This is a genomic window from Streptomyces sp. NPDC028910 (genome assembly GCF_055564955.1).
The window spans coordinates 20207-40240 of the sequence record NZ_JBVHVF010000011.1; the positions used below are offsets into that span (position 1 = coordinate 20207).

18 protein-coding genes are annotated in these 20034 nt (G+C 71.1%); 6 read left to right on the forward strand and 12 right to left on the reverse strand.

The features are described 5' to 3' along the window. Positions 1-32 precede the first annotated feature (32 nt). Complete coding sequence (locus tag ACZ4TV_RS15900) at positions 33-758, forward strand: dienelactone hydrolase family protein (RefSeq protein ID WP_468134907.1); 726 nt, start codon at positions 33-35, stop codon at positions 756-758. A gap of 60 nt (positions 759-818) precedes the next feature. On the opposite strand, the gene ACZ4TV_RS15905 is transcribed toward ACZ4TV_RS15900, so the two are convergent. Then, on the reverse strand, positions 819-1289 hold the full coding sequence (locus ACZ4TV_RS15905; protein ID WP_468134909.1) for a Dps family protein: 471 nt from the start codon (positions 1287-1289) through the stop codon (positions 819-821). Between the two features lie 250 nt (positions 1290-1539). Between ACZ4TV_RS15905 and ACZ4TV_RS15910 the strand changes: the two genes are divergently transcribed. After that, positions 1540-2337 carry a VOC family protein gene (locus tag ACZ4TV_RS15910; RefSeq protein ID WP_468134911.1) on the forward strand — a complete coding sequence of 266 codons (798 nt, stop codon included), beginning with the start codon at positions 1540-1542 and terminating at the stop codon, positions 2335-2337. A 75-nt stretch (positions 2338-2412) separates the two neighbouring features. Here the strand turns inward: ACZ4TV_RS15910 and ACZ4TV_RS15915 are convergent, their stop codons facing one another. Together ACZ4TV_RS15915 and ACZ4TV_RS15920 are read right to left on the reverse strand one after the other, a co-directional pair. After that, positions 2413-2982 (reverse strand): DM13 domain-containing protein, encoded by a 570-nt coding sequence (locus ACZ4TV_RS15915; RefSeq protein ID WP_468134913.1) that lies wholly within the window; start codon positions 2980-2982, stop codon positions 2413-2415. A gap of 92 nt (positions 2983-3074) precedes the next feature. Then, positions 3075-3881 carry a hypothetical protein gene (locus ACZ4TV_RS15920; RefSeq protein ID WP_468134915.1) on the reverse strand — a complete coding sequence of 269 codons (807 nt, stop codon included), beginning with the start codon at positions 3879-3881 and terminating at the stop codon, positions 3075-3077. 388 nt (positions 3882-4269) lie between these two features. Here ACZ4TV_RS15920 and ACZ4TV_RS15925 point away from each other — a divergent pair, with 388 nt between their 5' ends. From ACZ4TV_RS15925 to ACZ4TV_RS15935, 3 genes are all read left to right on the forward strand, one after another. Next, positions 4270-4491, forward strand: coding sequence for a hypothetical protein (locus ACZ4TV_RS15925; RefSeq protein WP_468134917.1), 222 nt, complete (start codon positions 4270-4272; stop codon positions 4489-4491). 166 nt (positions 4492-4657) lie between these two features. Beyond that, positions 4658-5101 (forward strand): DUF6153 family protein, encoded by a 444-nt coding sequence (locus tag ACZ4TV_RS15930; protein WP_468134919.1) that lies wholly within the window; start codon positions 4658-4660, stop codon positions 5099-5101. A gap of 111 nt (positions 5102-5212) precedes the next feature. Next, positions 5213-5839 (forward strand): DUF305 domain-containing protein, encoded by a 627-nt coding sequence (locus tag ACZ4TV_RS15935; RefSeq protein ID WP_468134921.1) that lies wholly within the window; start codon positions 5213-5215, stop codon positions 5837-5839. A gap of 96 nt (positions 5840-5935) precedes the next feature. On the opposite strand, the gene ACZ4TV_RS15940 is transcribed toward ACZ4TV_RS15935, so the two are convergent. From ACZ4TV_RS15940 to ACZ4TV_RS15965, 6 genes are all read right to left on the reverse strand, one after another. Next, complete coding sequence (locus ACZ4TV_RS15940) at positions 5936-6139, reverse strand: hypothetical protein (RefSeq protein WP_468134923.1); 204 nt, start codon at positions 6137-6139, stop codon at positions 5936-5938. A gap of 559 nt (positions 6140-6698) precedes the next feature. Continuing rightward, complete coding sequence (locus ACZ4TV_RS15945) at positions 6699-7061, reverse strand: transglycosylase family protein (RefSeq protein ID WP_468134925.1); 363 nt, start codon at positions 7059-7061, stop codon at positions 6699-6701. Between the two features lie 489 nt (positions 7062-7550). After that, positions 7551-9698: a SpoIIE family protein phosphatase gene (locus ACZ4TV_RS15950; RefSeq protein ID WP_468134927.1), complete on the reverse strand. Its 2148-nt coding sequence runs from the start codon at positions 9696-9698 to the stop codon at positions 7551-7553. Between the two features lie 248 nt (positions 9699-9946). Beyond that, positions 9947-10429, reverse strand: a complete 483-nt coding sequence (locus tag ACZ4TV_RS15955; RefSeq protein ID WP_468134929.1) for a hypothetical protein — start codon at positions 10427-10429, stop codon at positions 9947-9949. Further along, positions 10426-12267 (reverse strand): glycoside hydrolase family 15 protein, encoded by a 1842-nt coding sequence (locus ACZ4TV_RS15960; RefSeq protein ID WP_468134931.1) that lies wholly within the window; start codon positions 12265-12267, stop codon positions 10426-10428. The genes ACZ4TV_RS15955 and ACZ4TV_RS15960 overlap by 4 nt, the downstream gene beginning before the upstream one ends. A gap of 143 nt (positions 12268-12410) precedes the next feature. Beyond that, on the reverse strand, positions 12411-12845 hold the full coding sequence (locus ACZ4TV_RS15965) for a hypothetical protein (RefSeq protein WP_468134933.1): 435 nt from the start codon (positions 12843-12845) through the stop codon (positions 12411-12413). 130 nt (positions 12846-12975) lie between these two features. On the opposite strand from ACZ4TV_RS15965, the gene ACZ4TV_RS15970 reads away from it, so the two are divergent. Next, complete coding sequence (locus tag ACZ4TV_RS15970) at positions 12976-13659, forward strand: helix-turn-helix transcriptional regulator (RefSeq protein WP_468135196.1); 684 nt, start codon at positions 12976-12978, stop codon at positions 13657-13659. Between the two features lie 43 nt (positions 13660-13702). Here the strand turns inward: ACZ4TV_RS15970 and ACZ4TV_RS15975 are convergent, their stop codons facing one another. The 3 genes from ACZ4TV_RS15975 to ACZ4TV_RS15985 form a co-directional block, all read right to left on the reverse strand. Next, the gene (locus tag ACZ4TV_RS15975) at positions 13703-15214 is read right to left on the reverse strand and encodes a DUF6056 family protein (protein ID WP_468134935.1); all 1512 of its coding nucleotides are present in this window, start codon (positions 15212-15214) and stop codon (positions 13703-13705) included. A 331-nt stretch (positions 15215-15545) separates the two neighbouring features. Continuing rightward, complete coding sequence (locus tag ACZ4TV_RS15980; RefSeq protein WP_468134937.1) at positions 15546-17711, reverse strand: PIG-L family deacetylase; 2166 nt, start codon at positions 17709-17711, stop codon at positions 15546-15548. An 819-nt stretch (positions 17712-18530) separates the two neighbouring features. After that, positions 18531-20006 (reverse strand): APC family permease, encoded by a 1476-nt coding sequence (locus ACZ4TV_RS15985; protein WP_468134939.1) that lies wholly within the window; start codon positions 20004-20006, stop codon positions 18531-18533. Between the last annotated feature and the right edge of the window lie 28 nt (positions 20007-20034).

Consider the following 20034-nt stretch of genomic DNA (forward strand, 5'->3'; position numbering starts at 1 on the left):
ACCGGGCTCGACGATCACTACAGTCCAGGCTCATGACGACAGTTACAACGCGCACGATCGAATACGCGGCCGACGGCCTGACGATGATCGGGCACCTCGCGCTCCCGGCCGGTGTCGACCGCCGGCCCGCGGTCCTGGTCGGGCCCGAGGGGATGGGGCTCAGCGACGTCGAGTGCCGCCGGGCCGATGCGCTCGCCGAGCTGGGATACGTGGCGCTGGCCTTCGACCTCCACGGCGGACGCTATTTGGGCGACCCCGAGGAGATGCTGGCCCGTTGCATGCCGCTGCTCGCCGACCCCGACCGGATGCGAGGCATCGGCCACGCGGCGCTCGACGTGCTCCGCGCCGAGCCGCGGACCGACCCGGACCGGATCGCCGCCGTCGGCTACGGCACCGGGGGCGCAATCGCGCTGGAACTCGGGCGCGACGGCGTCGACCTGCGCGCGATCGCGACAGTCAACGGACTGACCACGGGCCGGCCAGGCGAGACGGCGCGCATTCACTGCCCGGTGTGGGCCGGGGTCGGGTCGGAAGACCCGATCATGCCGCCCGCGCAACGGGAGGCATTCACTGCCGAGATGCAGGCTGCGGGCGTCGACTGGCGCCTCGTGGTCTACGGCGGCGCCTTGCACGCCTTCCATCACCCACCGGTCGACCACATCGTGCTTCCTGGGGTCGGTTATCACCCTCAGCACGCGCAGCGAGCCTGGCGGGACGTCGTCGACCTGCTCGCCGAGTGCCTGCCCATAACGGAGTGATCTGGGCAGACTGGGATTTGTTCACAGGCTCTGAGAGCGGAACGCGCGGTCCTCGGTGGGTCAGGCGCTCTCGGCCTGGAACATCCAGTGGTGCTTTTCGAGGTCGCCGGTCAGGCCGATCAACAGGTCCTGCGTGACGGGGTCGGGCTCCCCGGTGGACTGGATGCGCTCCCGCATGCGGGTGATCACGACGCCGAGGGCGTCCACGAGGACGCGTACCGCGTCCTCGTCCTTCACCCACCCCTCCGGTACCCCGGAGATCACGCTGGACGACGCCACCGTGGCCGCTCGGCCGTCGGGCGTCACTCCGAGGGCGGATGCGCGCTCGGCGACCACGTCGGAGTGGGTGCGGGCGGAGGTCACCACCTCGTCGAGCTGAAGGTGTACGGACCGGAAACGGGGGCCCACCACGTTCCAGTGCACCTGCTTGGCGACCAACGCAAGGTCCACCAGATCCACCAGAGCGCCCTGCAGAGCTTCACCGACGACCTTCAGGTCGGCTTCCGGAAGGGCGTTCTTGACGACGGACATAGCATCTCCATTTCCGCAAGGTCGTCAGTACGGGACGACGAAAATCTGGACGAAGCTCGCTTACCCGCGATGTCCGGCAGATAACGGTCCTTCGATCCGGAGCCCCCGTATTGCTTCACTCGGCTGAGCCGCATGCCAACGGATGCGGGGGGCACGGATCGGGCCGAGGCGAGCGGCAACGGTCGACGGGCGGGGGCCGGTGTCCGATGCCACGCTGAGTGTCGAACAGGACCTGCGAAAGGCAATCTCCATGATCACCACTGACTTCGTACCCGGCTCCCCCTGTTGGCTCGACCTCGGCGCCCCCGACGTCCGGGCCGCCGCGGCCTTCTACGCCGCCGTGCTCGGATGGGAGTACGAGTCCATGGGCGAGGGGGAGGACATGGAAGGCGGGGTGCTCCGCAAGGACGGAAAGACCGTCGCCGGACTCGGCAAGCTGACCGAGAAGGGTGCGCGCTCGGCCTGGATGATCTACTTCCGCGTCAACGACGCGGACGCCACCACCCAGGCGGTGGAGCGCGCGGGCGGCACGGTTCGGGTGGCTCCGAGGGACCTCGACGAGTGGGGCCGGATGGCTCAGTACAGCGACCCCCTGGGGGGACAGTTCGCCGTCTGGCAGCCGGGCACGGACAAGGGCCTCGAACTGGTCGACGAGCCGGGCTCACTGTCCTGGACCGAGCTGTACACGAGTGACGCCGCAGCCGCGAAGGAGTTCTACGGCGGCATCTTCGGCTGGCAGTTCAACGACATGGAGCTGCCCGGCGGCGGGGGCACGTACGCCCTCATCACTCCTGCCGGACTTCCCCAGGAGCGCATGCACGGCGGCCTCATGGAGCTCCCCGGGGAGAACCTCGCCCTCACGAACGGGCGGCCCTACTGGCACCCCGTCTTCGCCGTCGCCGACTGCGACGCCGCGGTCGCCAAGGTCACCCAGAACGGCGGCAGCGTGCAGATGGGGCCGCAGGACGCGGAGGGCGTCGGCCGCCTCGCCGTCTGCCTCGACCCGTCGAACGCCGACTTCGTGGTCCTCACCCCGGTCAGCAGCTGAGCCCGGGCGCGCGGGGCGGGACAGGGCCGGGCAGGCGGCGGCGCCTGCGCCGCCCGACGCGGGCGGGGGCCGGTCTCAGGCGGCGGCGAGTTCGGCGGCGCCGAAGGAGACGTCGAAGCGGTCGCACCAGATGGTGACGCTGGTGTAGTCCGACAGCTTCACTTCGGCGGGGATGACGTAGTTCTGGTCTCCCTTGTTGCCCTTGAGCTTGCCCAGGCTGACGTACTTGCCGTCGTCGAAGACGTGCCAGCCCGCCTCGCCCTCCTTCACCGGGGCATCGGTCAGCCAGACGCGCAGGTCCGGGCCGTTGCTGGTGTCGAGACCCTCAAGCCGCAGGGTGTGCGAGCCGTCGGGCAGCCGGACGATCTTGGCGGTGCCGGTGGTCGCGTGCTCGTGGCTGATGAGCGTGCCCTGGGCGAGCGTCTGCGGCCCGGGCGGCGCCGAGGGCGTGGCGGCCGACGGGACGGGCGCGGCGGGGGCGGGGGCCGGCGCGCTCGGCGAGGCGCTGGGCAGCGCCTCGCTGACGGTCTGGTCCTGCCACAGCTTCCACGGCTGGAACCAGTACAGCCCCACGGCCACCAGTACCGCCGCCACGGCCACCGCACCGATCGCCAGCGGCCCGCGCCGCCCACCTACACGTCCCACAGTCTGCTCCCTCGTCGTCTTCGAGGGCGATTCAACGTCATCGGGGCCCCCGCCGACCACCCGCCCGCCCATGACGGAAGTATTACGGCCGCTCAGTGCTGGTGACCGTCGTCGTGCCCGGGCTCCTTGCCGGGGTGGGTGACCTGGGGAGAGGCGGTCGGCGCGGGGGCCGGATCGGCGGTTCCGGTTCCACTGCCACTGCCACTGCCACTGCCACTGCCACTGCCACTGCCACTGCCACTGCCACTGCCACTGCCGGTACCGGTACCGCCGTCATGGCCTTCGCCGCTTCCCTTCCCGGGCACGGCATCGCCGTGGCTGTGTCCCCCTCCGGACTCGGCCATGGTGGGAGCGATGTGGCGCAGGCCCAGGAAGGTGGCGGCCGCGACGACCAGGACCGCCAGGCCCATGAGGCCGAAGATGCGCCGCCACGGCCTCCTGGCCTCCTTCAGGAAATAGGCGACGAAGGAGAGGACGATGCCCAGTGGTATCAGCACGGCACAACGGTCCGGGAGGTCTGCGAAGTGCTGCATGCCGCCGCTGAGCATGCCGAGGCCGAAGGAGAGCATCGTGGAGGTGCCGAGCACGCGCAGCATGCGCGGGAGGGCGGGCCTTTCCGACGCGAGGACGATGTCGTTGAGGATGGTCGCGAGGAGGAAGACCAGCACCCCGGACGCGGCGATCATCGAGTAGCGGGTGGGGTCCATGGGGTGATGGACGACGGCGCCGCTGATGGGGCCGGCACCGACGTAGTAGCCGACGTAGCCGAGGTAGCGCCACGGCAGAGAGGCGCCTTCCCGTCTGCTGTTGGTACGGCGCTGGCTGCGGGTCGGCTGCGAGGGGATCGGGGACGGGGTCGTGGCAAGACCGGAGGAGGGGGACAAGAGCTGGCCTTTCAAGGTGAGATCCGTGGGTCCGCGACGGATCGTCAGGGGGCCCTCGACGAGCCAGGCGGCAGGGAGGGCGGACCGGACGGCGGACGAGCCGGGCACAACGCGGCTCGACTCGGCGCATGGCTCCGCCCGCACAGGGCATGGCTGATCCGGCGTCGGCGCGCTGGCGCGGAGGTGGTGGCGTGCGCCCAACGGTCGTCGACCGGTTGGGCGGCGTGCGGACCTAGATCCGTAGGACCGCTGAGTGCGGCACGGGCACTGACGCCCCGAGGACTACGACGGGCCCGGTGGCGGGGGTTGCGTGCGCGTACAGGAGCCCGATGGCCGCAGACTCGCACGGGAGGGGCAGCGCGACACTGTGTTCCGGCTGGCCGGACACGCAGTGGTGAGCCGCGTGGCCGGACTCCGGAGCGTCGTGACGGTCAGGTGCCGGAGCGTCGTGATGGTCGGTGTGCCGATGGCCGGTGTGCGGGCCCGCCGCGTCGTGCCGCTGGCCGGAAGACGCGTCGGCCACGTGCTCAGCGTGCTTGGCCGGATGCCCGTCCTGGGCGTGCGCGGCTACCGTGCTGGACTGCGTTACGGGGTGGGGCGCATCTCGGCCGCGTCGTCGGGCTGAGCCAGACACGCGCGAGGCCCGCCGGATGCGGTCCGCCGAAGGTGATGACGTACGCGGTGAGCACCCACTGCAGATCACCCTGGGAGAACCCCAGGGGGTGTTTCTTCATCGGCCGTCAGGTGGCCTCGCCTCGCCACCCGCGGATGAGGCCGCTTACGATGCGCACATGGACGACCGGGTGCAGGGAGCGACGAAGCCTTTCGGGCTGCGCTCGTACCTGCTCCTCGTCCTCGCCGTGCTCGCGGGGCTGGTGGCCATGCACGGTCTGGGGCCGGGTGCCGCAGACCCGGCCGGCACGCACGCAGCGGCCACGTCCCACCACGCGTCGAACGCCGGCCACGCGGAGGCGCTCGCCTCCGACGCGCCCTGCCCCGGCGGGTGCGTCCACGCCGAGGATCCGGCCGACGGAGGACCTGGCGGACATGCCCAGCACGCCGATGCGACCTGCGCCGCCGCCGGCACGGCCGGTCCCCCCGTCCTGCCCGCACCGGCGGCCCTGCCCGGCACCACCGACGCCGAGGCGCTCCTCGCGGTCGGGATCGTGCCCGACGCCACCGCCTGCGGACGGGCACCACCGTCACTGAGCGAACTGCAACTCCTGCGGATATAGGGCGAACCCGCCATGCCCGGCCCTCAGGCGGCCGGCGACCTTGCCCCTCGGCCTCGTCCTACCTCTGCACGTCCGCACGCGCACGTGCCTCACAGCAGGAGTCGCACCACCATGACCACCAAGCGTTCGCTGATCCGCCGTACCACCGCCGTGACCGCGGCCGCCACCGCCGCCCTCGTCCTCGCCGCCTGCGGCGGGAACGGCAACGACAGCGGCTCGGCCCACAACGGCCACGACACCGCCTCGCCGTCCGTCTCCGCCCCGGCACAGCAGGGCGACCACAACGCGGCCGACGTCGCGTTCGCCAAGGGGATGATCCCTCACCACCGTCAGGCCATCGAGATGGCCGACCTCGCCGCGACCCGCGCCGAGTCCGCCGACGTGAAGAAGCTCGCCGACGAGATCAAGAAGGCCCAGGACCCGGAGATCAAGACCCTCACCGGCTGGCTCACCTCCTGGGGCGAGCAGGCCCCCGCCGAGGGCCAAGGCCACGGCGGCCACGACATGTCCGGGATGATGACGGCCGAGGAGATGAAGCAGCTGGAGTCCTCCTCCGGCAAGGCGTTCGACACCGCCTTCCTCCAGCTGATGATCAAGCACCACGAAGGCGCCGTCGCCATGGCCAAGACCGAGCAGTCCGACGGCAAGTACCAGCCCGCCAAGGACATGGCCGGCCAGATCATCACCTCCCAGAGCGCCGAGATCGCCCGGATGAACACCCTCCTCGGCAAGAGCTGATCACCACCGGCACACCGGGGTGTGGGCAGCCGACCGGCTGCCCACACCCTCCCCCCTCCTCCCCTACGCCTCCGGGCGTGTACTGGGGCCGGGGGCCTATTGGTCCGTGGACGCGTTCTGTGCCGTCTGAAGGGCCTGGTTGGCGATGGTGATCGCTTCTTGATCGTGGCCCGCCGCTTTTGCCGTCCGGGCCTGACTGAGGGACACACGGAGCAGTTCCACGGTGTGTTCCGGGAGGGGGTTCGAAGCCACGATGTCTTCCAGCTTCCGGATGATGTCGGTTGCCAGGTCCTCGGACATGGGGCCGCCTCCTCTGTTGTGGATCAAGGACATGCGACGGTGCCACGCGGCAGCGGGCAGGACAAGCCGGCTTGCGGCCGAACCACTCTCACGCGTGACCGGAGGAGCTCTCTCCAGCGCAGACGGCGTTACCGCGGGTGGCCGCGTCCGGGCGTGCGCGCTCCCGCGCTCGTCCGCCTCGGACGTCAGTCGCCTCCGCCACCGCCTCCGCAGCCTCCACCGCCTCCACCGCCTCCGCAGGACGAGCCGCCGCCCCCGCAGCCACCCCCACCGCTGCCGCCGTCGCTCCACGAGCCCCCGCGCCCCCGCTTGCGCGACGACCCACCGCTTCCCCCCGCCGCCGCCACGATCAGCACGATGAGGATGAACCCCACTATCACCAGGAACTCCATGTCCCCTACCCCCGCTCCCCGTTGCGGCCCCGTTCGGTCCGTGTCAGGGGGATCCCCCGCCCGGTCGCCGGACCAACCCCACTTGAGGAACTCCAGAGCTTGGGAATCGACTGGGCGACCGGGACCGGCCCGACAGGGCGGCCCCGCCGCCCTGTCGGCGTTTCCCCTCAGCGGCGGCGTGCGCAGGTCCAGGCCCCCATGCCCTGGATCTTGGCGAGCCTCCTCGCCGTCGCGATCTGCTCCGCCTTCGTGGCGAGGTCTGCGCGTGGTGCGTACTTGCGGCCTCCTGCCGCTTTCCAGCTCGACCGGGTGAACTGAAGCCCCCCGTAATGCCCGTTGCCGGTGTTCGCCCTCCAGTTCCCGCCGGATTCACACCGGGCGATGGCGTCCCAGTCCGGGTTCGGTTTGGAGTGCACCGCGGCGGCGTGCGCCCCGGAGACGTCCAGTAGGGCCACGGTCAACAAGACCGCACCGGCCAGCAGTTGGCCGATCGTGCTCCGGCTTCGCCGATCCTTCCGGTGGTGCGACATCAGTCCTCCTTCGCTGTTGGGCCGGGACCTGCCACGAACAGCGGGCGGGCCCGCGTACGGCCGTCCTCGGCCGTCGCCACAGCACAGCACGGACCGACGTGCTTCCAGCAGCACTGCCGTCGGCGAAGGGATGACGCCACCCGAACGGACGCTCTACGACCCCTCCTGAGGCCGTCATCGCGTGGAATCGCCCATGACGGGTGGCCGGGCGACGGTTCTTCGGCCTCCCGGCCGCCCCGGCCCTCATTCGATGCAGCCCGGTACGGCGCCCACCGGGCGGTCGCGGACACGTTGGCCGCGCGGATGGCGGCGGCCAGCTCCTCAACCGAGCACGACATCCTCCCGGCGTCGTCGCCCGCGTGCGCGTACGGAGCTGGAAGCGCGGCCATCACGCCGGCCACGAGACCGGCAATCGCCAGTCTGCCCTTGGCGTCGCGCCCCGCTGCGGCGTGACGTGCTGCGCAGAGCATCCACTACAGCGGAGGGGCCTCACTGCCCGGAGGACGACGTCCTGATGAGGAGGAGGGCGATGTCGTCGTGGCGGGGCGCGGACGCCGTGGCGTATGCGATGAGAGCGTCAGCGACGTCGTCCATCGTCCGGCCTTCGAATCGTGCGAGCCGGCGGGCGAGCTCGGCCGTGGTGTCGTCGATGTCGAAGCCGGGGATCTCGACGAGTCCGTCGGTGTAGAGGACGAGCATGCTGCCGGGAGGCAGGGTCATCTCGGTCATCGGATAGCCGGCGTCGGGGTCGATGCCCAGCAGCAGGCCGGGGGGCACGCGGAGGACTTCGGTGCGTCCGTCGGGGTGGCGCAGGATCGGCGGGGGGTGTCCGGCGGTGGCGAGATGAGCCCAGTGCTGTGCGAGGTCGATGTGGGCGATCAGGCAGCTGGTGAACAGCCCCGGATCGAGATCGATCAGAAGGCGGTTGGTACGGGCGAGGACCTCGCCGGGTGGCGTGCCGACGGTGGCATGGGCGTGGACGGCGGTGCGGACCTGGCCCATGAGGGCGGCCGCGGTGATGCTGTGGCCCTGGACGTCACCGATCGCGACGGTGACCGCGCTCTCGCCGCAGCGGATGAGGTCGTAGAAGTCTCCGCCGATGTCCATGCCGCGGCCGGCCGGCAGGTAGCGGGCCGCCACGTCCAGGCCCTGGACGCGGGGAAGGGTGTGCGGTAGCAGGACCGATTGCAGGACGTGCGCGAGCTCGTGCTTGGTGTCGTAGAGACGGGCACGGTCCAGTGCCTGGGCGACGAGGCCCGCCAGTGAGGTCAGCACGGCGCGTTCGGCCGGGGTGAAGGAGTGGGGCCGGCCATAGGCGAGGACGAGGGAGCCGACGACACGGTCGGAAACGATCAGAGGCAGAAAGGCCCAGGAGGCCATGTCGTCCAGATGGACGGCTGCGGGGAACGCGCGCTTCAGGTCCGCGAAGCTCGCGAAGAAGCCCGGCACACCGGTGCTAAGGACCCGTGTCGTCGGCGTGTCGGAGGTCAGCGGCTGGGCATCGAAGCGGGCCATGAGCTCGGCGGTGTATCCGCGGTAGCCGATGATGCGCAGTCGGCCCTCCTCGGCTGTCAGAAGGGCCAGCGCCTGGGGACCGAAGGCGGGCACGATCTGGTCCGCGACGAGATCGACGACCTCCTTCACCCCGACCGCTTCGGTGAGGGCGGCGGCCAGGTGCATCAGATGGTAGAGAGAGGTCACGCCGGCCAGCTCGGCGGATGGCGGGTGCCGGGGTGCGTGCGGCTTCTCAGGGGCTGTGGCAGGGATGATGTGGACGCTGATGCCGGAGGCGTCGGGGTAGAGCCGGAACGACAGCCATGTGTCCGGTGGACGCAGCGCGGTGAAGGACGTGGGCTGGCGGCTGACCACCGCCGCCCGGTAATGGTCTTCGAAGACGGGATCGCGCATCCACGGCAGCACCTCCCAGGGCCGGGAGCCCCGAAGGACGGCGGCGCCGGCGCCGACGAGGTCGGTCGCGGCGGAGTTGATGTACGTGACGCGGCCGTCCAGGTCCATGGCGCAGCAGCCCACGGGCAGGCGCTCGGCGAAGTCGACCACGGCCAGTGCCTCGTCCCGTTCGGGGGTGCGGGAGCTGGGCGGGGGCAGCACCCGGGGCTTGTCCACCGGCAGGAGCGCCGGATGCCCGCCGGCGGCGGCCTGCTGGAGCACTGCCCCCGCGGTGCGGCAGAAGGCATCGATGGCGTCGCGTTCGGTCGGGCTCAGTTCCGGCGGGCGCCAGATGGGCCAGAGCAGAACGAGGCCGCCCGACGGGGCGGCGGCGTCCGTGATCGGGGCGCCGTCCGTGATCGGGGCGGCGGCGAGCATGAAGTCATAGGGCAGCACGAGCCCGAGCCGGGGATAGCGTCGCGCGACCTCTTCCCGGCCGCCCAACCACACCAGGCGCTCCTCCCGTACGGCGTCCGCGACCGGGATCGGTGCGCCGAGGTCGATGCGCGCCCACGGAGCAGTGATCTGCCCCGGGGCTCCCGACACCACGGCCAGGTGCAGGACCCGCTCACCTGGCGAAAGCAGATAGACAAGAGCCACGGAGGCCCCGGTGACCCGGACCAGGTCCGCTACGGCGGCGTCGAGCTGCTCCAGGCCGGGTCCTGCGGCGGAGGAGGCCGGCGGCTGCATGCCCTCACCGCCCTTGATCCGGCGCGGATGCCCCCGCAGCGTTGTGGCAACGCCGGGCGAGGGCAGGCGTAGCCGCGTTCCGCGCCTGCCGCTGGAAGGCCCGTACGTGCGGCAGCATCAGCTTCGCTCCGGCTGCCACCATCGTCTGCCGCGCCGCGGCATCCGAGCGCCGGACCCGTCACACCGGCCGTCACCCATAGTGCGACCATATGGCCGCCATACGGTGACGGCACCCCGGACCGGGCGTCTCAGGCACCGAGCCCGGTGAAGCCTCCGACGATGGCTCCGTAGCCGATGTGCGCGAGGACGGTGACCGCGGGAGTGCTCGGTCCGTAGTTGAGCATCAGGAAACCGGGTGGTTCCAGAAGGGCCACCTCGGGGGCGCTGGTGAGCGGGCTGCCCATCCGGGGGTGGACGAGCGGCAGGAGTACGCTGACCAGCGCCGTGCCGGCGAACAGGCCGTGCAGGAGACCGAAGAGGGCGCCCAGCCACCAGCCGGCCATGCCGATCGCGAGGAAGACGGCGTAGTACATGAACGCGAAGATCTCGCCGTTGAGGAAGTGCATCAGGTAGCCGACGGCCTTGGCGCGCGTGCGGTTGACGGTCACCGCCGTGCCGAGCAGGAACGGCAGGTCCATGCGCGTCAGGCGCATCTCGCCGGCGGCGCGCAATGCGGTGGTCAGCACCAGCGTGCCGACGAACGCCCCGGCGGCCGCTCCCCACGCGCTCACCCGCCCGCCTCCTTGCCGGCGTCGTCGATGGCGCAGGCGGCGCTGATGAGCGCCAGGTGGCTCAGCCCTTGGGGCAGGTTGCCCAGGAAGTCACCGGTGGCCGGGTCGATCTCCTCGCTGTAGAGGCCCACGTCGTTGGCCAGCTCGACCAGTTCGTCCATCAATGCTGTGGCCTGGGCGAGCTGTCCGGTGCGGGCGAGGGATTCGGCGAGCCAGAAGGAGCAGGCGAGGAAGGCGCCCTCGGAGCCGCTCAGGCCGTCTTCGCCGCGGTAGCGGTCGACGAACGGCCCGTGACGCAGTTCCTGCCCCACGGCGGTGATCGTCGCGCCCATGCGCTGAACGTCTCCGTCGTAGCCGTAGAGGTGGCCGAGGAGGACGGCGGCGTCCAGGTCCTCGCTGCCGGCGGAGCGCACGTAGCAGTTGCGGCGTGGTGAGACGCAGCGGGTTTCGATGAACGTGGCGATCTCCTGGCGGGCGGACCGCCAGCGGGCCGCGTTGCGACCGGGGATCAAGCGCTGCTCGGCGAGGTGTGCCGCGCGGTCGAGCGCCACCCAGCACATCATCTTGGACTGGGTGAAGTGGCGGGGCTCGCTGCGGACCTCCCAGATGCCCGAGTCGGCTTCGTGCCACGTGGCGCAGACGAGGTCGGCGAGTTCCGCGAGGCGCCGGGCGACGTCCGCGTCCAGCCGTCCGGCGGCGTGTGCGTACAGCCAGGCGGTCTGCATCAGCTCGCCGTAGGTGTCGAGCTGTGTCTGACGGGCGGCCGCGTTGCCGGTGCGGACCGGCGACGAGCCCCGGTAGCCCTCCCACGGGAGCGCCTGCTCCCTGGTGTGGGCGCCGCCGTCCAGCCGGTAGAGGACCTGCAGGCGGGGATGGGTGAGGTGGGAGGCGTGCATCAGCCACCAGAAGTAGCCGTGCGCTTCCGCGGGGCAGCCGAGCCGGAGGAAGGCGGCCAGGGTGAAAGCGGAGTCGCGGACCCACGAGAAGCGGTAGTCCCAGTTGCGCTCGCCGCCGACGTGTTCCGGCAGCGAGGTCGTCACCGCGGCCGCGACCGCGCCGGAGGGGGCGAAGACCAGCATCTTCAGGGTGAGCAGGCTGCGCATCACCGCCTGATGCCACCTGCCGGTGTAGATCCGATCGTCCGCCCAGCGCCGCCAGGCCGCGCACGTACGTTCCAGGCGTACGTCGCATTCGGCGCGGGCGGGCAGGACCAGCGGCTCCTGATGGGCGAACGGCATGGCGATCACGGCGCTCCCGCCCGGAGCCGTGAGGAAGCTGCCGCTGATCGAGTCCCCCTCGCACCGGGGTTCGCCGGCCTTCCAGGCGCATACGGCGAGCGCGTCCGCACCGGCTGTGGCCACCGGCACTCCCGCGCGCCGGACCAACCGCGTGGTGCGGGTGCCGTAGCCGAATCGAGGCTGCACCCTCCACCGCATCGGCACGGCCCCGGACACACCGTCGACACGCCGTTGCAGCTCGCGCATCGGGGCGAGCGCGAGCTCGTCGTGCAGGGTCAGCGCGTCGGTTACCCGCGCAGTGCCCTGCGGGGTGACGAAGGTCGTCTCCAGGACGTTCGTGCCGGGCAGGTAGCGGCGTTCGCTGCGGTACGGCACCGCCGGTTGCAGGAGGAAGCGGCCGCCGCGGTCGGCGTCGAGCACGGCACCGAACACCGCGGGCGAGTCCAGATCCGGCAGTCCGAGCCAGTCCACCGACCCGTCGCGGGCGACCAGTGCCGCGGCCCGGCCGTCGCCGATCACGGCGTAGTCGCGCAGCGGTACGTAGCCACCGGCCCGCGGGACCACCGGGCGATGGCGATCGGCTCCGGAAGCAGATCCCACGGCTTCAGCCTCTCATCGGGCCTGCTCGCTCGCTCCCGCACCCGCTGACCGGGGTTCCGGGCGATCCGAGGAGGCAGGGCACGGGCGGGTGGTTCCGTGAGGCTCCACCCGCCGGAAAGGACTTCAGTGCGCTTCGCGGCTGTTCACCGCCGCCGCTCGGCGTGGTAGTGCTGGGCGAGCCGCGCCAGCGCGACGGCGCCGAGGAGCAGTCCGAAGTCGCGCAGGGCGACGTCGTAGTGACCCGGGATGGTCAGCAGGTTGACGATGATGCCGGCCAGCCAGCCGGCCACCAGCCAGCCCCCGAAGCGCGGAGCCAGCGCCACTACGACGCCGGCCACGATCTCGATCACGCCCACCGCGTACATGGCCGCCTGGGCGCTGCCGGGAACGACGTCGTCGATCCACGGCGCGAGGTAGGTGGGCCAGTCCACGAGCAGGTTGGTGAACTTGTCCAGCCCGAACAGGATCGGCGCCACCGTGAAGCCGGCACGCAGGATCACGAACGCCTGGTAGCCGGGGTCGGTGAGCATCCTCCGCCGCGGGGCGGCGGAGGTGGTGCTTGTGATTGCGGAGGACATGGCCCCCTCCTTCTATCGACAAGGTTCATTAACAATAGAAACCCCGCTCAGCTCTTTAGTCAATGGCTGTGGGTTTTACACTGGTCTCGTGGACACCCCGAAGGACGTACGCGACCCCGACGTCTCCGATATCTCCGACGTTTCCGCCGTCTCCGCCGTCGCCGACATCTCCGCCGTCGCCGCTCTCGACGAGCCGACCCGCAGGAGGCTGTACGACCACGTGGTGCGCCAGCCCGGCCCCGTCAGCCGCGACGAGGCGGCGGCCGCCCTCGGGCTGGCGCGGCAGACCGCCGCGTTCCACCTGGACCGGCTCGCCGGCGAATCACTGCTCGACGTCGTCTACGAGCGCCGCAGCGGACGCTCCGGACCGGGCGCGGGAAGACCGGCCAAGCTCTACCGCCGCTCGGCGAAACAGGTCGCCGTCAACCTGCCGGACCGCCGCTACGAGCTGGCCGGACGGCTGCTCGCCCGAGCCGTGGAGGAATCCGACGCCACCGGTGAGCCCGTGCGGGAGGTGTTGCACCGCAAGGCCGAGGAACTCGGCACACAACTGGGCGGGCAGCACCGGACGGACGTCTTCGACCTGCTGGAGCTCTACGGCTTCGAACCACGCCGCGAGGACGATGTCATCGTCCTGGCCAACTGCCCCTTCCACGCGCTGGCCCGGGAACACACCCAGACGGTGTGCGGCATGAACCTCCACCTGCTGCGCGGTGTCCTCAGCGGCCTCGACGAGGCAGGAGTGGAGGCGTGCCTGGCGCCCAGCCCCGGACGGTGCTGCGTCCTGCTGCGACCGGCCGCCGCCCCGCTCTGATGACCCGGCGCACGCGCCGAACGGTGTGCGGTGTGCGGTGTGCTCACTTGCGGTGGATCCGATCGACTCCGTACCACTGCGACACGCAGGCTGCGGCCCAGTCCCTCTCGTAGTCGGACGTGAAGAAGGGCTCGGCCAGGCCCCCGATGTACAGGGGCCTGTAGCCCACGTCCGCGGCGCCCCGCGCCGCCTCGGTCCGGATACGGGAGTCCTGGGCGTCCCAGGCCACGGCACGGGTGGCCGAAGCCGTCGTGAGCTGCTGCACGCTCGGGACGAGCACGGCCACCGAGGCCAGCGCCAGGGCGCTCGCCGCCACGATGGCGGTCGACAGGATCACGGTGGTGTTCCAGCGGCGTGCCAGCAGGCGCCCGCCCCACTGTCCGAGCAGTGCTCCGTAGGCGCACAGCGCCAGTTCCATCAGTACGAGATGACTCGTCCAGGCACGGGCGTACGTCCACCCGGACGGGCCGTACCCGCTGCGCAGGCCCAGCACCACCGCGAACGATCCCAGCAGCACCACGGGTACGGGGAGCAGCGCCAAACCGATCAGCGTTTTCCGCGGGCCGGCCCGTCGCGGTTCCCGCTTCCCGAGCGCGGCAGCACCGAGGCTCGTCCCCAGACCCAGGAGGACGCCGACGGCGGCGGCTCCGAGGTAGGCCCACTGGCCGGTGACCGCCTCCCACATGTGCAGCCAGCCCTCGAAGGTGCCCCTGAGTTCGCTCGCCGACAGCATCGATCCCTTGTCCGGCTGCTGCGCGCGGCGCCAACGGGCGCCCGGGGACGTGTAGAGCACGACGAGGCCGCATACGAGGCCGAAGCACCAGAGCAGGCACCAGGTGAACGGGTACCAGTTCCGCGCCAGCTTGAGGCGGGGCAGAGCCAGCAACCCGACTCCGGCCGCGAGCAGGCCGCTGACGAGCGCGAACGGCTCGCTCAGGGTGCCGAGCGCGAAGCCGATGAAGAGCGCTGCGGCGAGGCCGCCTCTGCGCACGGCGGCGCGTGGACTGCGGGCGGTGCGGATGCCCAGCACGAGCGCCCACAATCCGATGACACTGGGAATGGTGTGCGAAATCGTGGCAGGAGCCCAGAGCAGCACTTGATAGCTGCGCGTACCGGCGTAGTAGAGCAGGGCCTGGATGACCAGGGAGCAGGCGACCAGGAGGAGCACCCGGGGGGTTCCGCCGAGAAACCGGATGAACTCGTACCCCAGCAGGACCAGGCCGAGCGTGAAGGTCACGGCGATCACCAGGGGCAGGATCTTGGGTCCGGCCAGTCCATCGCCATAGACGACACCGCTCAGGAAGGCGTTGGCGATCCTGCCGTTCTGGGTCGTGTAGTAATCGGACGTGATGCCGATGATTCCCAGATCACGGGATTTCCAGGCAGCGCACCAGTCATCGGACGTGGGCCGCACGTAGAGCCCGAGGAAGCATCCGACGGCGATCAGGGCACCGGCAGCTGCCACAAGAGTGCCGGCCACCCCTGACAGAAGCCGGTGGACGAGGGGACGACGACCTTCGCGCTCGCGCTCGCCCTCGGTCGCAGCAGTTCTCATTCACCAACCCTTTGCAGCGAGGCGCGGTCAGATAAACGGCCAACGTGCCCGCCGATTCCGCATGTTCCGCCGCCACCGGCATCCGAGATACGCCGCCAGTGTGCCACGGGAGACCACGCCGGCCGGCCCGCCAGGGCAGCTGCGCACCCATGTCGCTGTTCGCCGCCGCCCCCGTCGTGCTCCTCTCCAACAGGACCGCCGCCGAGGGCATTTCCCCGTGCACCGCCAAGGGCGCACATATGTCGGACAGAGCAACGCACCGTAGTGCGGTTGCCGCCTGGTCGCCTGGTCGCCGCAGCCTCTACCCGATGATCCGCCGCGGGGCCGGTCCCTACGGCAGCCGTCCCCCCGTGGAGGCCGGACCCCCGCGGCCGGCCAGCACGGTCGTTCCGGGTTGGACCGCTCGATGCCAGGGGGACGGCGACCGGCTGCCGAACGGCTCGGATCCCGCCGGAACCGTGGTGACGTGCAGCTCGGCGTCCAGGCCGAGGGCGGCCGCGACGGACGTGCCGGCCCACTCGGCCACGCCTGCCGGAGCGCCCGTGTAGAGCATCCGGGACTCGCTCCAGGACGGCGGACCGTCCGTACCGGCCATGCTGATGGTGCCCGCGCCCGCACGGCCTGCGAGCAAGCGGCCCGCGACGCCCACAGCGCCGTAGCCGGCCTGGCCGCCTGCCTCGGCGACCGGGGAGAAGACCGGCGCGGGCCCTCCCGCGGTGGCCAGGCTCGTACCGACGGCGCCCGTGCCGGGTCGACGGAAGTACAGGCGGACGCCGTCACCGTCCGGGCTGACCGACAGCGGGCCCGTGGTCGACGGCAGCCCGGTCGGGAAGGGGCCGCCGAGCGGGGCGTCCGGTGTCGGCTGGACCCAGGCCAGCACGGTCCCGGCCGTCGCCGCGTACACATGACGCCGCCCCGACCCGTCGGTCGCGGTGACGGGATCGCCCTGGAGACCGGCGCCGCCCAGAGCCTGCCACGCACCGAACGCGCCGGCCGGGGTCGCCTGCGCACGGGCGTGCAGGGTGCGCCTGGAATCCCGTACGTACACCGTCATGCGGCCCGTTCGGTCCACGGCCACGGTCGGTCCGCTGATCGCCGAGGTGCCGGACCTGTCCGTCGTATCCGGGGTGCCCAGCGACTGCCACGGGCCGAATGTGGCGTCGGCCGCGGCCTGGACGGCGTACACGATGTCCCGGCCGTAGCCCTGCGGGGTCGTGCCCAGGGTGGTGCGGACGCCGAACACGGCGATCCTGCCGTCCGGGAGCCGGACCGCCGTCGCACCCGCGTCGATGCCGCCGCCGGGGAGGAACCGGGGCCCCTGCCAAGGGGCCTGCGGGCCGCTGCGCGACCAGTACGCCATCCGGCCGTCGAGAACGGCGAAGGCCCACAGCCTGCCGGAGACGCTCTCGGTCATCCAGGAGGTGCTGTCGCCCCGGCTGTAGCGAATGGTCTGGCTCCAGCCGGCACCCGCGGGCCGGGTCGCGGTCTTGCGGTCGCCGCAGCCGGCGGGGCTGCCGCACCAGTTCTGGTGGTCCATCCAGGCGTAGGTCTTGAGGTAGCCGAGCTTCTCCTCGGCCGTCCGCGGGTCGAGCGTCGGAGGCAGCGAGCTGTTGGGGTAGCCGACGTAGTTCTGGACCGAGAAGTGCGGCCGGTTCGTGGACTTCGTCGCGTAGCGTTCGGCGGCGGCCTGGACGAAGCGGGCGCCGTACATGTGGTCCTGGTGGTCCAGGAAGGCGCCGCCGCCCTCCGCCCTGCCGGGCGTCGGGTCCTGCGTCCGTATCGTGGTCGGCTGGTACATCGCGAAGACGTTCGCGATGGCGTCTATCGCCTGATCCTTGGTGTACGAGAACGAGTGCTTGACCGGCGTCCCGGAGGTCAGCTGGGCGCCCAGGGCGGGTATTCGGCCGTCCCACAGGCCTCGGAGGCTGTCCGGGTTGTCACCGGAGATGCTGCGGGCCTCGCGCAGCTGCATCCAGACGAGATTGACCTCGGGCCTGGCGACGAGCACATCCAGCTCGGCGCTCCCCCCACCGACGGTGGGTATGGACGTGCGCTTCCAGGCGCTGGTGCGGACGCCGGTGGCCATCTCCGCGTAGGCGGCCCGTATGCCGTTCTGCCGGGCCTCCGCGTAGGCGGCGCGGTCGGCGGGACGCGCGGTGTCCTCCAGGTGCGGGCTGTGGGCCTCGTTCCTGCCATCGGACTCGCCGGAGGTCAGGTAGACGGTGGCGACCTTTATGCCCGCCGATATGGAACGGCTCAGGTCGGGGTTCATGAAGAAGAGGTCGTCATCAGGATGGGCGACGACCTGGAGGACCGAGCCCTCGGTCACGCTCGCCTTCACGCTCGCGCTCGCACCGACTACGGACTCGGGGGCGGCGGCCGGCTGCCGCGCGGGCGCGTACCCGTAGGCCCAGGTCGTCACGCCGACGGCGCCGACGCCGGCGACGGAGAGCGCGGCAAGCGAGGCCGCGAGGCGGGTGCGCCTGGCCATGGACATCTGCAACGCCTTGAGAGTCGTTCCGGTACGGAAGTTCGCCTGGGAGGTGAGTCGGTGCCCCGATGGCTCCACTGCTTCCGGAGACGACCGCGGCCGATTATGCCCCAGGTGTGTGCGGCTGACACACCATCAAGGGGCACAGTGGAGTAAATCCCCCTAAACAGGACATACAGGTAACTTCTGCATGTTTACTGGCGTTTGACGGGTCGCCCGGACGCCGTACGGGGCGGGCCGGCCGACTCGGGTCCGCCACATCGCCGGTGGCGAGGTGAGCGGACTCACACAGGAGGACGAGCCTCCGAGGTGACCCATCTCACATGGGCCGTGTCGGCTCGACACAGGCAATGCCCTAGTGCTGTGGCCGGAAAGGTTTGCCGGGGCGCGGCGTCCGGTGCGGTGCGTCGCAAGGCGGAGGACCGCGGCTCGTACTGGACGTACTTGCGCGGCCACATCGCTGTTGCTGTGGAGAGCGCGGTCCTGGTAGCCGAGGGCGAACGACGTCACCGTCCTCGTCTCCTGGCCCGCTCGGAAGACGAAGAGGAGCGCGGCGATGGCCGCGACCCCGAGGGCGTAGGTCTTCCAGCTCGTGCGGGCAGTGCGCATGGTGGCCCCCGTGTGCCTTCACATGGCTCGAATGGTGTGGTCGGCGATTCGGTTCTGCCCTGCGCAGTCGCTGAACTCCCGCTTCCTGTAGGGCCGTTACGGACTCAGGACGTGAAGGTCACCATTCCGTCCAAGTGGCCGTGGCCCGTCCACGCGGCCGGGGGCATCGTGCCCAAGTGCCGGAACCGGAGGTGCCGTTGAAGTCGGTGATCACCGTTACGCCGATTCCCCCGATGACATGCGCTGCCGAACGGCGACGTGATCCGCGCGGTTCGCCGAGAGATCGATGTCCTGGAGCCGTGAGTTCCTGCGGCTGTAGAGGAGATAGACGGCCAGAGCCAGGGCCAGCCAGCCTCCGAAGAGGAGGTAGGTGTCGAGCGGCAGCTCGTAGATGAGGTAGCCGCAGGCCAGGATCGACAGGACGGGGACGACGGGGTAGCCGGGGACGCGGAAGCCGCGGTCGAGGCCGGGGGCGGTGCGGCGCAGGATCATCACGCCGAGCGAGACGACGGCGAAGGCCGCGAGGGTGCCCATGCTGGTGAGGTCGGCCAGCAGGTCGAGGGGGAACACGGCCGCGAGGAGCGCGACGAAGCCGCCGGTCAGGAGGGTCGCGACGGCCGGGGTGCCGGTGCGCGGGCTGACCCGGCGGAAGGCGGGCGGCAGCATGCCGTCGCGGCCCATGGTGTAGAGGATGCGGCTCTGCCCGTAGAGCACGACGAGGGTGACGCTGACGAGGGAGAGCACCGCTCCGGCGGAGAGCAGGATGGCGGGCCAGCCGGCCCCGGTGATGTCGCCGAGGATGGCGGAGAGTCCTGCCTGCTGTCCCTCGAAGGCCGTCCAGGGCTGGGCGCCGACGCCCACGACGGCGACCAGGATGTACAGGGTGGTGACCACGATCAGGGCGCCGACGATGGCCAGGGGCAGGGTGCGGCGGGGGTCGCGGACCTCCTCGCCGGCGGTGGAGACGGCGTCGAGGCCGATGAAGGCGAAGAAGACGGTGGCCGCGGCGGTGCTGATGCCGGCCATGCCCATGGGGGCGAAGGGCTGGAGGTTCCCGGAGTCGAAGCCGGTGATGCCCACACCGATGAACAGGACCAGCACACCCAGCTTGACCAGCACCATGACGGTGTTGACCAGGGCCGATTCCTTGGCGCCTCGGACCAGGAGCAGGCAGCACAGGGCCACCAGGACGACGCCGGGCAGGTTGACGTATCCCCCGGCGCCCGGCGGCGCGGATATCGCGTCGGGCATCTGGAATCCGAAGAGGCGCCGGGTGAGGTCGTTGAGGTACTGCCCCCAGCTCACCGCGATGGCGGCGCCGGATACCGCGTACTCCAGCAGCAGGCACCAGCCCACGGCCCAGGCCGCGAACTCGCCCAGGGTGGCGTACGCGTAGGAGTACGAGGAGCCGGACACCGGTACCGCCGAGGCCAGCTCGGCGTAGCAGAGCGCGGTGAGGGCCGCGGCGACGGCGGCGAGGGCGAAGGACACGATCACGGCCGGCCCGGCTTCCGGAACCGCGCTGCCGAGCAGGAAGAAGATCCCGGTGCCGATGGTGGCGCCGATTCCGATCATCGTCAGCTGGAAGGGACCCAGGGTGCGGCGCAGACCACCGCCTTCCGACTCGCTCGCGAAGGTGTGCAGGGGCTTGCGTCTGAGGAGCTGCTGGCGCAGCGTCGGCCGAGGTGGCATCGGAACTCCTTCAAGGGGCGGGCCGGCG

Bases quoted from the DNA above. Each gene is read 5' to 3' on its own strand.
- ACZ4TV_RS15900 (WP_468134907.1), top strand. From the start codon at position 33: ATGACGACAGTTACAACGCGCACGATCGAATACGCGGCCGACGGCCTG.
- ACZ4TV_RS15905 (WP_468134909.1), bottom strand. From the start codon at position 1,289: ATGTCCGTCGTCAAGAACGCCCTTCCGGAAGCCGACCTGAAGGTCGTC.
- ACZ4TV_RS15910 (WP_468134911.1), top strand. From the start codon at position 1,540: ATGATCACCACTGACTTCGTACCCGGCTCCCCCTGTTGGCTCGACCTC.
- ACZ4TV_RS15930 (WP_468134919.1), top strand. From the start codon at position 4,658: ATGGACGACCGGGTGCAGGGAGCGACGAAGCCTTTCGGGCTGCGCTCG.
- ACZ4TV_RS15935 (WP_468134921.1), top strand. From the start codon at position 5,213: ATGACCACCAAGCGTTCGCTGATCCGCCGTACCACCGCCGTGACCGCG.
- ACZ4TV_RS15940 (WP_468134923.1), bottom strand. From the start codon at position 6,139: ATGTCCGAGGACCTGGCAACCGACATCATCCGGAAGCTGGAAGACATC.
- ACZ4TV_RS15945 (WP_468134925.1), bottom strand. From the start codon at position 7,061: ATGTCGCACCACCGGAAGGATCGGCGAAGCCGGAGCACGATCGGCCAA.
- ACZ4TV_RS15950 (WP_468134927.1), bottom strand. From the start codon at position 9,698: ATGCAGCCGCCGGCCTCCTCCGCCGCAGGACCCGGCCTGGAGCAGCTC.
- ACZ4TV_RS15965 (WP_468134933.1), bottom strand. From the start codon at position 12,845: ATGTCCTCCGCAATCACAAGCACCACCTCCGCCGCCCCGCGGCGGAGG.
- ACZ4TV_RS15975 (WP_468134935.1), bottom strand. From the start codon at position 15,214: ATGAGAACTGCTGCGACCGAGGGCGAGCGCGAGCGCGAAGGTCGTCGT.
- ACZ4TV_RS15980 (WP_468134937.1), bottom strand. From the start codon at position 17,711: ATGTCCATGGCCAGGCGCACCCGCCTCGCGGCCTCGCTTGCCGCGCTC.
- ACZ4TV_RS15985 (WP_468134939.1), bottom strand. From the start codon at position 20,006: ATGCCACCTCGGCCGACGCTGCGCCAGCAGCTCCTCAGACGCAAGCCC.